Genomic DNA, 13,052 nt, shown 5'->3' with positions numbered 1-13,052 from the left:
GCGTGAGCGATCACAATTACGAATGAAAGACCTACAAAAGTTTACAAATAAGCGTCTGAGTTACTTGAAATTCTAATGGTTCAGATCCTCAACTATTCAAGAATGTGTCGGCGGGGGGATTGCGCTTTGTCAACGTCGCCCTCGCGCAGTAAACTACGCGGCTGTGAACGGTTTTCAGGAATTTTAAACGTGAGCATTAAATTAATTGTCGGCCTGGCCAACCCAGGCGCTGAATATGCAGCGACCCGCCATAATGCCGGGGCCTGGTATGTGGATTTACTGGCCGAGCGCCACAATCAGTCGCTGAAAGAAGAAGCGAAATTCTTTGGCTATACCGCCCGCATTAATCTGGGTGGAGAAGACGTTCGCCTGCTGGTTCCGACCACGTTTATGAACCTCAGCGGGAAAGCGGTTGCCGCCATGGCCACCTTCTTCCGCATCGCCCCGGACGAAATTCTGGTGGCGCACGATGAACTGGATCTCCCTCCGGGCGTGGCGAAATTCAAGCTGGGTGGCGGCCACGGCGGGCACAACGGCCTGAAGGACATTATCAGTAAACTCGGCAATAACCCGAACTTTCACCGGTTACGCGTGGGAATTGGCCATCCGGGCGATAAAAACAAAGTTGTCGGCTTTGTGCTCGGCAAACCGCCGGTCAGCGAACAGAAGCTTATCGACGACGCAGTAGATGAAGCGGCGCGCTGCACCGAAGTCTGGCTGAAAGAGGGTCTGACTAAGGCAACTAATCGTCTGCACGCCTTTAAAGCACAATAAACCGGCCTTCCCCGCACCGGGAAAGGATTTCCACGCCCGCTGGCGGTGGTTTCAGTGTATAATGCGCAAAGTTATCTACATTTTTTCAATGAAAACAGTTAAATTCATTGATAATCAAGCAATTAAGGTGATTTAAACCATGGGATTCAAATGCGGTATCGTCGGCTTGCCGAACGTGGGCAAATCCACGCTGTTCAACGCCCTGACCAAAGCAGGTATCGAAGCGGCTAACTTCCCGTTCTGTACCATTGAGCCGAACACGGGTGTGGTGCCAATGCCGGACCCACGTCTGGACAAGCTGGCTGAAATCGTTAAACCCCAGCGCATTCTGCCGACCACCATGGAATTCGTGGACATCGCAGGCCTGGTGAAAGGCGCATCTAAAGGTGAAGGCCTGGGCAACCAGTTCCTGACCAACATCCGTGAAACCGAAGCTATCGGCCACGTGGTGCGCTGCTTTGAAAACGACAACATCATCCACGTAAACAATAAAGTGGATCCGGCTGACGACATTGAAGTTATCAATACCGAGCTGGCGCTGTCTGACCTGGACACCTGCGAGCGCGCTATTCACCGCGTGCAGAAGAAAGCCAAAGGCGGCGACAAAGACGCTAAAGCCGAGCTGGCGGCGCTGGAAAAATGCCTGCCACAGCTGGAAAACGCCGGTATGTTGCGCGCGCTGAAAAATCTGACCGAAGAAGATAAGGCGGCGATCAAATACCTGAGCTTCCTGACCCTGAAGCCAACCATGTACATCGCCAACGTTAACGAAGACGGTTTTGAAAACAACCCGTACCTCGATAAAGTCCGCGAAATTGCCGCTGGTGAAGGTTCCGTCGTGGTTGCCGTCTGCGCCGCGGTTGAATCCGACATCGCCGAGCTGGACGATGCCGACCGCGAAGAGTTCATGGCCGAGCTGGGTCTGGAAGAGCCGGGCCTGAACCGCGTGATCCGCGCTGGCTACGAGCTGCTGAGCCTGCAGACCTATTTCACCGCTGGCGTGAAAGAAGTGCGCGCGTGGACCATCCCTGTCGGCGCGACTGCTCCACAGGCGGCGGGTAAAATCCACACCGACTTCGAAAAAGGCTTCATCCGCGCGCAAACCATCGCCTATGAAGACTTTATCACCTACAAAGGCGAGCAAGGCGCAAAAGAAGCCGGCAAAATGCGCGCCGAAGGTAAAGACTACATCGTGAAAGACGGCGACGTGATGAACTTCCTGTTCAACGTCTAACCCCTTCCCTTCGGGCATAAAAAATCCACGCTCAGGCGTGGATTTTTTTTAAACACAGAAAAATCAGCGAACAGCGCTATTCGGGTAAACCGTCGCCGCTGGCAGAACGCGTTTATCGAGGCGATGCAGGCCATAATAGAGAATCGCCGTACCAAACCAGCCAATGATCCACGACACATCGTTGCCGTCGAATAGCCACGTCAGCGAGCCGTGGAAAAGCGGGTTCTCAATAAACGGCAGCTGAATCAGCACCCCGACGATATAAACCCCTATGCCAAACAGGTTCCAGCGGCCATAGCGCTTATCGGCATCAAACAGCGCGGGAATATCTACGGCTCGGGACGAAATAAAGAAGTAATCGGTCAGGCTAATGGCGCTCCACGGCACAAAGAAGGCCAGCAAGAACAGCAGGAAATGAGTGAAGTGTTTCAGGAATGCCGGTTCACTCAGCAGCGCAATGATGCATGAAACCGCCACCATCAGCACCACAAACAGAATGCGGTTCTTCTGGCTCAGGGTCACCTGCTTGCGGAACCCTGACACAATGGTGGTCAGCGACATAAAGCTGCCGTAGGCGTTCAGCGTGGTAAAAGTAATTTTGCCGAAGCAGATAGCAAAATAAATCAGCATCGCCATGGTTTCGGTTTTGCCCAGCCCCACAATGTAGCCGACTTCGTGTCCGGAAAAAGCGCTCCCGGCAATCGCAGCGGTGATAACGCCCAGCGTCATTGAAGCCTGAGTCCCCAGCACGGTGCCGCTGAACACCGAGAAAAACACCTTCGGGCCAGACACGTCTCGCGGCAGGTAGCGCGAGTAATCGGAAACATAGGGGCAAAAGGCAATTTGCCAGGAAGAGGACAGCGACACCGCCAGCAAAAACATCGGCATGGAGAAATGGTTATTTTGCACAATGGCCGCAAGATCGGTGTTGAACAGCAGCGACCCAAACAGCCAGGCAAAAGCCAGCACGCCAACAACACTGGCGACCTTGCCAAGCTTATGGATCACGCGATACCCGAGCACGGCAATGACGATAATAATGGCGCTGAACAGGATCATCCCGCTGACATCGCTGATTGACAGCAAATGCGCCATTGCCTGCCCCGCCAGCACGGTGCCGCTGGCGGAAAAGCCGATATACATAATGCACACCAGCACCAGCGGAATCACCGCCCCGTAAACGCCAAACTGCGCCCGGGAGATGATCATCTGCGGCAGGCCAAGACGCGGCCCCTGCAAAGCGTGGAAGGACATGATCGATGCCCCCAGAACCTGCCCCACGAACAGCCCCACCAGCGACCAGACGACGTCGCCGCCCAGCACCACGGCCAGCGCGCCGGTGACAATCGCGGTGATCTGCAAATTGCCGCCGAACCAAAGAGTAAACTGGCTAAACGCATGCCCGTGACGTTCCCCGTCAGGAATGTAATCAATAGATCGGCTCTCGCTTAGACGTGAGCTCTTTTTGGACTGTTCTTCTGTGGATGAAAAGGAAGACATAACGACCTCGCTGAACCTGATTAAACGCCGGAAAACCCATCGCACATCAAATGATCACTCATGTATATACAAGTAATGCGCGCAAACCACACCCTGCTGATAATGAATTTGCGAACTAAGTTGTAGATTTTATGTAACCAAATTGATGTGTAGATGTACCAATATGAAAAAGTGATGGTGAACAGACGTGGAAGACCGGCCCAAGGGTTGACGGGAGGGCGAACGTTGAGAAAAGAGGGGAACTAAGGCGTCAGTTAATGCCAAAAGAAACCCACGCTGACGGTGGGTTTCCTACATTACCGCCTGCCACACAGGCTGAACAAAATGGGGATTACAGCCCGGCGGGGCGCGGCACTTCGAAATAGTTACCGTTAATATCCTTCTGGTAATAGCTGCCGTTACGCACGTAATAGCGTTTGCCGTTGTAATCCAGCACGCTGACGCCAGAATTGATGCTGGACGGCGTCTCCACGCGAATGTATTCCGCTCCCTGACGCTGGTAATAAATCCCGTTGACCACGTAATAGGTCAGGCCGCCTACGATTATGGCCGTGGCAAGCCCTGGCAAAACGGTTAAACGCGGTCCGCCATAGAAATAATGTGGCCCCGGATAATAGCGCGGGCCAGACCAGAATCCTGGGCCATGACCAAACCAGGGGCCAGGACGCGCCTGCGCCAGGGACGGCACAACAATCAGCGCAGACATAGCCAACACATACAGATACTTTTTCATCTTAAACTCTCCTGACCTGCGGCTGAGCGCGAGCATTCGCCCGCTTTATGTCGATTATAATCCCGCCGACTCAGGCTTTTCCGTATAGGGAAAGTAAATCCGTGAAATCTCCACAATCCTGCTTCTGGCGTCTTTATTTATCCATAGATGTAAAAAATCCACGCAAAGCGTGGATTTTTTTATCTGCAAGAGCGCTGACGTGAATTTATTCGAAACAAACGTCAGGGTTATCCGCCAGGGAAACAAAGGATTTGCTGTTTTTATCCAGCGTGCGAATTTCACCGCTTTCGATATCGTAAACCCAGCCGTGCAGGCGCAGGCCGTTGTTACGCAGCCCTACCGCGACGGAAGGATGCGTTTTAATGTTGTTCAGCTGGGCGATAACGTTTTCTTCTACCATGGCGTTGACCTTATCGGTCTCGTTGTTCCAGGTTTTCTTTTCCACGACCGCTTTTGCCGCATCGGCATAGTGCAGCCAGTGCGCAACGGCCGGCATCGGATCCAGGCACTGGCAGGAGGCGATAGCTTTCATCGCACCGCAGTTAGAGTGCCCGCAAATCACAATATCGGTTACGCCAAGGGCAACAACCGCGTACTCGATGGTTGCCGAAACGCCGCCCGGCTCTGGACCGAAAGAAGGCACGATATTGCCGGCATTACGAATAACGAAGAGCTGCCCCGGTTCCTGCTGTGTTACCAGCTCCGGCACCAGTCGGCTGTCGGAACAGGAAATAAAAAGCGCTTTAGGATTTTGGCTGGACGCCAGGCTGCGAAAGAGCTCTTTGCGCTGCGGGAAAATCTCTTTCTGGAAGTTAAGAAAGCCTTCGATGATATGTTGCATAGCACGTTCTCTTGTTCTGTAGTGACCCCGACATGATAGAGATCACATTGAGTTAGTCCAGCCCCGACTCGCCAAAAGGCCGCTTTTTCTCTGGCGACAAACCGGAATAAATCCACATTAAACGTGGATTTATTCCCTGCTACCGGCGGCAAATACTTAGCCGCATCGGGCTTTAATCGCCGAGACGTTTTTCTCCAGATTCGCCGGGTCGTATTCCGCCAGCTGAAAATTAAAACCTTGATTCCTTTGTAGATCCAGGCGCTCCGGGCGCAGCATATTCGGGTTACTGTCGACGTCGAACAGCTTAGCAATATGCCCCGGATCGATTCGCCCGTGCGCCATGTTCATAAAATGCGTATTGATATCGTTCAGCGAAACCGGCTGTGCAGCTTTCTTGCTCATCCAGTCGTCAAGACGCAGCGGGCGAGTCGCCCCTTCCCCTAAATCCGACTGATACAGAAACGCATCGCGCCTTGGTTTTGTGCTGGCCGGGAGATCAATCACGTAAGCATGGCCCATGCCTGCGTCATTCACGCGCAAAATAAAGTGTTTGTGGGCGGGTAAATTGGCAAGCTGTTGCTGAAGCTGGGGTAACGACATTGTTCGCCCGTGTTCAAAAGCGTAGCTGAAATGGTCGGTGTCGAGGAAAAGCTTCATCACGTTATTCGCCGTAACGCCGCAAACAGGCTCGTTAATGCGCTTGCTGCTGCCCAGCATCGCCTCAACTTCATGCTTAGGCATCCCCCACTCTCTGGCCGTATTTGAAATATTATCGTCTATCGCTTTCAGCAGCGCCGACGGGCTTTTATGGTGAATAGGTACCGAATTATCATCGCTGTTAAGCAGCACGTTGGCCCTCAGGTTTTTGCCGCTTAGCTTCGCGAAATCCTGCACCAACCGTGTGGACGGGTTATTCACGTTGCGGGACGACGATGCTGTGGCCGACGTTCTGGCGGTGCGGCTTGACTGGCCGCTTTGCGCCTGCAGGCGAGGATCGGACTGTGTAGGACGGAAAGTATTAAGGATGTTTCTCATCGGAGGGTATTCCACTCGTTGGGCAATTGAGGCTGAGTGGTAACGCCGGCGAGCCGGTTCCCCGACAGAGGTAAAAAACCCACGCCGCAGCGTGGGTAGCAGGATTATTTCAGATTCAATGGATTGGTTGATTTCAGATTGACATTATCCGCCAGGAGATTGACCTTCTTCGTCTCTTCCTTATCAAACGGGGTGCGTTTCTCATCGGTCAAACGCGCCGCAACGTAAGTCTGAACATATTCGGCGTTATGGGTCGCGCGGCTGGTTTCCACGCTCGCCAGATTGCCCTTTTTGAACGCCAGCGTTGTTTGGGTCGACGTTTCTTCACTAATCACATGATAAGTATAATTTTGTGAGGATTTCAGTCCCGTGAGGTCCAATTTTCCGCCCGGGACCAGCGACTCATGATAGCTGGCCTTGAGGCCCGCCTTTGTGCTCTGAGCCAGCTTGCTCAGGTCACCCCGGGTATCGGTGCTGCCCTGAGTGGTCTGGCTAAAGTCATAGGAAAAACTGTCTTTTTCCTCGGACTTGTAAGGGTTTGAGGCGACGTCCGACTGTTTAAAGGACGCGGTAAAATCAGCCAGCCCGCTCAAGTAAGAGCGTGCTTTATCTTCTGCAGAAACAGTGATGCTTTGCTGTATCCCACTGGTTTTCAATTCGTTAGAGCCATAATCGCTGTTCAGCGCGTGGAAGGCGCTTTTAAACAGGGCAAGCTGGGCTTTGTTCGCATGGCCGCGGGATCCTGCTCCGTCGAGCTGTTTCTCATAGGCGGAAAGCGCCTGGGCCTGCTGACTTTTGCTGCCCAATGTCCCCGCGTTACTGAGGTCGGTCGTCAGGTTAAACGTGGCGTCGCCGTCTTTATAACTGAGCGTGCGCCGAGCGCTGTCGCTCTGGAAACTCAGAGACTGGATTGAGCTGCCGGCCTGGCTGACATCGGTGTTCAGCTCCACGGACTTGAACAGCCTGCTATCAACGTTGAGCAGTCCGCCAATTTTTATCGCCGGTGGCTGCTGCGACAGGCCATCAAGCACGTTCTGGAAGCCATCCGCCAGGCCCGAGATCGCCGCCACGTCATCGTCGGTCAGATCGCCGCCGCTGGTCTGAACTTGCGCGACCAGGCCTTCAGACTGGCGGGATAACGAAATGCTGACCTTTACGCCGCTCTTTGTCTCGATATTCAGCGCGACAGCGCTGTCTTTGTCCTGCACAACGTCGCCCTCTACGGCGGCGGCCGCAGGCGAGGCAACCGCCAGAGAGAAACCTTTCGGATTATCTTTCAGCGCCAGCAGAAGCTCTTTACCCAGCCCCTGAAACGAGACAGAACCCGGCTGCGAAAGGGTTGCCCCCATCAGCGCGGATAAACTGCTGTTGCCTGCGGGCGTATTCGCCCGAAGCTTTTGGGCACCGAACGAGTAAACGGCGCTGATGCTGTCGCTCGCTCCGCTGAGGGTAACGCGCGTTGAGGCCTGGATCGCCGGGGCGGGGACCACCGGAGCTTTAACCTTTGCCGCAATATTTGCCCCCATCGAGGGAACAGAAACGCCAATGCTGCCAATCGGACCTGTCATTTAATTCATCCCATATTGTTGGTCTGCAAAAAATATCGGCCCGGGCGGAGCTAACTTGAGTGCGAAAGCACCCACGGACAAACGTGCCTACCGCAGCGTATAGCCGCCATCGCAATAAATTGTACTGCCTGTAATGTTATGATTATCCAGTAAAAAAAGTGCCGTTGCGGCCTGTTCATCTACGTGTCCTGGGCGACCATTTAACGCCAGACTGTTCCAATATTGGTAGGTAGATTCACGCACTTCGGCCGGTCGGCTACGCCAAAGTTCGCTGTCGGTGGTGCCCGGCGACAGGCAGTTGACCCGCACCGGCTTCAGCTCCACCGCCAGGCCCCGGGCCAGTCCCTCAAGCGCCGCGTTACAGGCGGCATAGGCGGGCGCACCAATGGGGCGGGCAGAAGCGGCACCGGACATCAGCACCACGGCAGAGGAAGTATGCAGATTAGGAAGCGCCTCATAGACGGCCCAATACTGTGACCAGAATTTGGCCTGAAACAGCGCTTCGGACGTGGCGGCATCGCCATCGCGAAAATCGCCAGTTTGATAAGAGGCCGCCGGAGTAAACAACCCAGCCAGCGGCCCGGCATCCGAAAAGAATGCCCGGAGAGACAGGCGGTCGGTCACGTCCACCGTTTTACCTGCGGCATTTTGGCCAAGCTCAGCTAATGCCGCCTGCAGTTTTTCCCCCGATCGTCCGCCGATAAGGACGCTGTCTCCGCGAGACGTCAGCTTCAGGGCAAGCGCCAGCCCGATACCAGAGCTGCCGCTCAAAATAGCATAACGTGCATTGGCCATGATTTTCTCCTCGTGAACTTGCAGGCCAGCATTAAAACCTGAAAGCCCGGAGGCGGATAGCTCAATAGCGGATATGCATTTTCACCGGGTAACTAACGCGTTAGCTGCTTCAACACCTGCGCGAAGTCCGCTTTGATCTCTGCGTCTTTCTCATGCCGCCCTTCGCGTATTACCCATTTCCCGCCGGTCACAACGTCTTTGATTGGGTTAGAAGAGCAGGCAAAAATCCAGCGGTTCAACAGCTCGCTATCTTTCGCTGTCGCCAGGAATGGATCGTCCCCGTCCAGCACCAGCCAGTCGGCCCGCGCCCCTACGGCCAGCTCGCCAATGTTTTGCCCCAGCGCCATGCGCCCGCCGCGCAGCGCCCCCTGGTAGAGCACGTTGCCAACATAAGGCTCCGTTCCAAGGTGCAACAAATTGCGGCGGCGGTTATTCAGCCGCTGGCCGTATTCAAACCAGCGTAAATCCTCGCTAACGCTGACGCTGATATGGCTGTCGGAGCCAATGCCCCAGTTGCCGCCCTGCTGCAAAAACGCCTGCCCGGGGAAAATGCCGTCCCCGAGATTCGCTTCGGTGGTCAAACACAACCCGGCAACTGCGCCGGAATCAGCAATAAGTCGCGTTTCGCTTTCGGTGATATGGGTGGCGTGAATCAGGCACCAGCGATCATCGACGGGCATATTGTCATACAGCCACTCGACGGGACGCAGCCCGGACCAGGCGAGGCAGTCCGCCACCTCTTTCTGCTGCTCGGAAATATGAATATGCACCGGCTGAGGCTGCGGCTGGCTGGACAGCACCAGATGCATTTGTTCCGGCGTCACGGCGCGCAGCGAATGGAAGCACAACCCAGCGCGCTGCATCGGCTCCGGGGCAAGCGCTGTGGCAATGCTGTCATACAATTTCAGGTAGCTGTCGGTGTCGTTAATAAAGCGACGCTGCCCCGACGATGCGGGCTGCCCCCCGAAACCGGAATACGTATATAGCACCGGGAGCAGCGTCAGGCCAATGCCGACGTTTTTTGCAGCCTGAGCCACGCGCAGCGCCAGTTCCGCAGGCTGCGCGTAGGCTTTGCCGTCCACATCGTGATGCAGATAGTGAAACTCGGCCACCGAGGTATAGCCGGCTTTTAACATTTCGATATACAGATAGCTGGCGATGGTTTCCAGCTGTTCCGGGATGATTTTGCCCACCAGGCGATACATTAGATCGCGCCAGGTCCAGAAGCTGTCTGCCGGGTCGCCAACGACTTCCGTCAGCCCCGCCATCGCCCGCTGAAAAGCGTGCGAATGCAGGTTCGGCATCCCCGGCACAACAACGCCGTCCAGGCGAATATCGCCTTCATCCGGCACGCTGTCAGCGACCACGGACTGAATGACGCCCTCGGGCGAAACGCCCACTCTGACATTTTCCGCCCAGCCCTGCGGCAGAAGCGCTTTTGCCGCGAAATATACCGCCATATCAGCACCCCGGTTCGATGTTAATCAATTGTATATACATGCATGTATATATACATCCAAATAGGGGTAGAGTAAACTTTAAAGGATACCCGGGCGAGGAATGATGAATGGCACAAAACGACGTTTTTAAAGCAGCGGCAGAGACCGACAATCTGGACCAGCCGGCCCCCTATTATGAAAGGGTCAAAATCATTATTAAGACCAATATTCATAGTGGATTATGGCCAGTAAACTACCGGGTTCCCTCCGAAAGTGAACTGGTGAATCAGTTTGGCTACAGCCGCATGACCATCAACCGCGCCCTGCGTGAACTGACCGCCGAAGGTCTGCTGGTGCGTATGCAGGGCATCGGGACTTTCGTCGCCGAAGTGCGCGGGCAGTCCGCGCTGCTCGAAATCAATAATATTGCCGACGAAATTGCCAGCCGCGGCCACCGCCATCACGCCCGCGTGCTGGAGCTAACCCAGGTGTATGCCGACGCGCAGCAGGCCATGGCCTTCAATTTACCCAAGGGCAGCCGCCTGTTCCATTCGCTGATTTGCCACTACGAAAACGGCGTGCCGGTGATGCTGGAAGACCGCCTGGTGAACTCGCTGATCGTGCCGGATTACTTCCAGCAGGATTTCACCCGTATCACGCCCAACGCCTATCTCTCGTCCATCGCGCCCATCGTTGAAGGTGAGCATATTATTGAGGCGGTAAACGTGCCTCGCGAAGAGTGCGCGTATCTGGAAATCGACGAGCACACGCCTTGCCTGCAGGTCAATCGTCGCACCTGGACCGGCCGCCAGAACAAAAAAATCGTCACCAGCGTGCGCCTGGTTTACCCGGGTTCACGCTACCGCCTCGAAGGAAGCATGCACAAATGATCCAGCTTCTGCCCTACGAGCAGTGCCCGGAAATGCTCTGGAAAAACGGCCAGGGCGTGACGCGGGAAATTTATCGTTTCCCGGCGACGGATAACTACGCCTGGCGCATTTCGGTGGCGACCATCCGCCAGGACGGCCCCTTCTCTCTTTTTTCAGGCTATCTGCGCAATATCAGCGTGCTGGAAGGCGAAGGTATGTATCTCACCGTCGACGGCGAACAAAGCCCGCTGATTCCACCGTTCCAGGCCACGGATTTTAGCGGCGACAGCGAAGTCAGCTGTACGATTGTCGGCGGGCCGCTGCTGGACTTTAACGTCATCTATAAAGCAGAGAGCACGCGAGCCACGGTAAGCTGGCTGCGGGAAGGCACCTGGAAACACCAGCAGGGTACACAGCTGCTGTTTAATGCCGGTGACGATCTGGAGGTTGAGGTCAACGGTGAACGCCAGGTATTACAACACTACGACAGCCTGTTGATGAGCGCCCCGGCCACGGTCAGCGTGGTTTCTGCGGCCTCTTCCCTTTTCGCTCGCGTCACCCTTTCGGCATAAAAAAACCGGCAGACTGGCTGCCGGTTTCAGCGTTATCTCACTTCATCGCCCCTTAAACTCGGGCGATTGCTTATTTTTAAACGCCGCCAGCCCCGCCGCCCGGTCTTCGCTGTCGGCAATTAACGCAGAGAGCGATCGCTCGTAGGCCACGCCCGCACTCAGCGGCATTTCGTAGCTGGCCGCCACGGCTTTTTTAATCATCATCGCGGCAAGCGGCGCGGCTTTTGCCACCTGAGTCGCCAGCGCTAAAGCCTGCTCTTCCAGCGAGTCCGTCACGCGGCTGACAAGCCCGGCACGCAGCGCTTCCTGCGCGTCAATTCTTCTGCCGCTTAACAGCATGTCCATCGCCAGCGATTTGCCCACGGCACGCACCAGCCGCTGCGTCCCGCCCGCCCCGGGGATAATCCCGATGTGGCTTTCCGGCAGGCCAAAGACGGCGCTTGAATCGGCGATAATAATGTCGCACAGCAGCGCCAGCTCCAGGCCACCGCCGAGGGCGTAGCCAGACACGGCGGCAATCAGCGGCGTTTCAATGCTCGCCACCAGGTCCCACTTCTCGCTGAATCCGCTGCGCCATAATGTTGTCGCCGAAGCAGACGCCAGCGTGCCGGTATCCGCCCCGGCAGAAAACGCTTTGGGAGAGCCAAGCAAAACGATCGCCCTGACGTCCGGTCGCCCGTCCAGCTCGGTTAAGACGCCGAGCAGCTCATCAAGCATTTCAGCCGTGAGCGCATTGTATTTCTGTGGCCGATTGAGCGTCACCACCGCAACCGCGCCATCAACGTGAGAAAGGATATCACTCATGCTTCTCTCCCCCGGTTAGCTGCCTGACGATTTCATCCCGGTGGCGCATTCCGGCTGCGGCGGTCTCTGCGGTCCACGCATAGAAGCCCTCCCCGCTTTTCACGCCGAGCTTACCGTCGGCCACTTTGGCTTTCAGCCACGCCGGGAGTTCAGCGCTGTTATCCAATTCGGGCAGTAAAATACCGGCCACTTTCTCTACCGTATCCAGCCCGGCAAAATCCATTAGCTTCATCGGCCCCATCGCCGCCCAGCGGGGCGCCAGCGTGCGCTGCACCGCGCGGTCAACATCCTCTACGGAGCCGATTCCGGCATCCACCAGGTAAAGCGCCTCGCGCAGCATCGCGTACTGCAGCCGGTTGATAATAAAACCCGGAATATCCCGGTTGACGACGATAGTCTCTTTCCTCAGGTGCTGGCAGATGTCCCGCACGCGCTGGCAGATGTCATCCCCGGTCTGTGCCCCGCGCACAATCTCGATCATCGGCATGGTATCCGCCGGGTTAAACCAGTGCATACCGATCAGCCGCTGCGGCTGGCTCAAGGCCGAGGCCAGCAGCGTAATAGACACGCTTGAAGTGTTCGTCGTGATAACGCAATGCTCACTCACCAGGCGCTCGATATCCCCCAGCACGCGCTGCTTGAGCGCCACGTCTTCGGCAACGTTCTCGGACACCAGGTCGGCGTCGCTCAGGCAAGTCTCAAAGGAGGTGGTGAACTCTACGGCTTCACCAGCGCCGAGCGATGCCACAATAGTCCGCGCTTTATCGAGCGTCGGCTCAGAGCGCGACCACAGGCTAACGCGGTAGCCCGCTCGCGCCATCACCACGGCGATGCGCGCGCCCATCGTTCCGGCCCCGACCACCGCCACTTTATTTATTTGCACCATTT

The 13,052-nt window shown here is 55.8% G+C and carries 13 protein-coding genes; 4 read left to right on the top strand and 9 right to left on the bottom strand.

The window, feature by feature from the left end; genetic code table 11:
* Positions 1-189: 189 nt before the first annotated feature.
* Both pth and ychF read left to right on the top strand, forming a co-directional pair.
* Positions 190-774 (top strand): aminoacyl-tRNA hydrolase, encoded by a 585-nt coding sequence (gene pth, locus F3J26_RS05000; RefSeq protein ID WP_008454164.1) that lies wholly within the window; start codon positions 190-192, stop codon positions 772-774.
* 139 nt (positions 775-913) lie between these two features.
* Positions 914-2,008: a redox-regulated ATPase YchF gene (gene ychF / locus F3J26_RS04995; RefSeq protein WP_008454161.1), complete on the top strand. Its 1,095-nt coding sequence runs from the start codon at positions 914-916 to the stop codon at positions 2,006-2,008.
* Positions 2,009-2,071: 63 nt separating this feature from the next.
* On the opposite strand, the gene F3J26_RS04990 is transcribed toward ychF, so the two are convergent.
* From F3J26_RS04990 to F3J26_RS04960, 7 genes are all read right to left on the bottom strand, one after another.
* Entirely contained in the window at positions 2,072-3,508 is a 1,437-nt protein-coding gene (locus F3J26_RS04990; RefSeq protein WP_166991971.1) for a purine-cytosine permease family protein, read from the bottom strand.
* A 331-nt stretch (positions 3,509-3,839) separates the two neighbouring features.
* Positions 3,840-4,241: a DUF6515 family protein gene (locus F3J26_RS04985; protein WP_008454157.1), complete on the bottom strand. Its 402-nt coding sequence runs from the start codon at positions 4,239-4,241 to the stop codon at positions 3,840-3,842.
* 205 nt (positions 4,242-4,446) lie between these two features.
* Positions 4,447-5,082: a carbonic anhydrase gene (locus F3J26_RS04980; protein ID WP_008454155.1), complete on the bottom strand. Its 636-nt coding sequence runs from the start codon at positions 5,080-5,082 to the stop codon at positions 4,447-4,449.
* A 156-nt stretch (positions 5,083-5,238) separates the two neighbouring features.
* Positions 5,239-6,117, bottom strand: a complete 879-nt coding sequence (locus F3J26_RS04975; RefSeq protein ID WP_166873231.1) for a cycle-inhibiting factor — start codon at positions 6,115-6,117, stop codon at positions 5,239-5,241.
* A gap of 104 nt (positions 6,118-6,221) precedes the next feature.
* Positions 6,222-7,685 carry a hypothetical protein gene (locus F3J26_RS04970; RefSeq protein ID WP_166991968.1) on the bottom strand — a complete coding sequence of 488 codons (1,464 nt, stop codon included), beginning with the start codon at positions 7,683-7,685 and terminating at the stop codon, positions 6,222-6,224.
* 87 nt (positions 7,686-7,772) lie between these two features.
* Complete coding sequence (locus tag F3J26_RS04965) at positions 7,773-8,480, bottom strand: SDR family oxidoreductase (RefSeq protein ID WP_166991965.1); 708 nt, start codon at positions 8,478-8,480, stop codon at positions 7,773-7,775.
* Positions 8,481-8,572: 92 nt separating this feature from the next.
* Positions 8,573-9,940 (bottom strand): formimidoylglutamate deiminase, encoded by a 1,368-nt coding sequence (locus F3J26_RS04960; RefSeq protein ID WP_166991962.1) that lies wholly within the window; start codon positions 9,938-9,940, stop codon positions 8,573-8,575.
* Between the two features lie 107 nt (positions 9,941-10,047).
* Here F3J26_RS04960 and hutC point away from each other — a divergent pair, with 107 nt between their 5' ends.
* Positions 10,048-10,809 carry a histidine utilization transcriptional repressor HutC gene (gene hutC / locus F3J26_RS04955; protein ID WP_008454147.1) on the top strand — a complete coding sequence of 254 codons (762 nt, stop codon included), beginning with the start codon at positions 10,048-10,050 and terminating at the stop codon, positions 10,807-10,809.
* A complete protein-coding gene (locus tag F3J26_RS04950) occupies positions 10,806-11,360 on the top strand; it encodes a HutD family protein (RefSeq protein WP_166991959.1) in 555 nt (184 codons plus the stop codon). The genes hutC and F3J26_RS04950 overlap by 4 nt, the downstream gene beginning before the upstream one ends.
* A gap of 42 nt (positions 11,361-11,402) precedes the next feature.
* Here F3J26_RS04950 and F3J26_RS04945 read toward each other — a convergent pair whose 3' ends face one another.
* Positions 11,403-12,164 (bottom strand): enoyl-CoA hydratase-related protein, encoded by a 762-nt coding sequence (locus F3J26_RS04945; protein ID WP_166991957.1) that lies wholly within the window; start codon positions 12,162-12,164, stop codon positions 11,403-11,405.
* Positions 12,157-13,050: a 3-hydroxyacyl-CoA dehydrogenase family protein gene (locus F3J26_RS04940; protein ID WP_166991954.1), complete on the bottom strand. Its 894-nt coding sequence runs from the start codon at positions 13,048-13,050 to the stop codon at positions 12,157-12,159. Before F3J26_RS04940 ends, F3J26_RS04945 begins: the two co-directional genes overlap by 8 nt.
* Positions 13,051-13,052 lie beyond the last annotated feature (2 nt).

Source organism: Enterobacter sp. Ap-867 (assembly GCF_011752855.1).
GTDB lineage: Bacteria > Pseudomonadota > Gammaproteobacteria > Enterobacterales > Enterobacteriaceae > Cedecea.
This window is presented reverse-complemented; position numbering and strand designations above follow the sequence as displayed.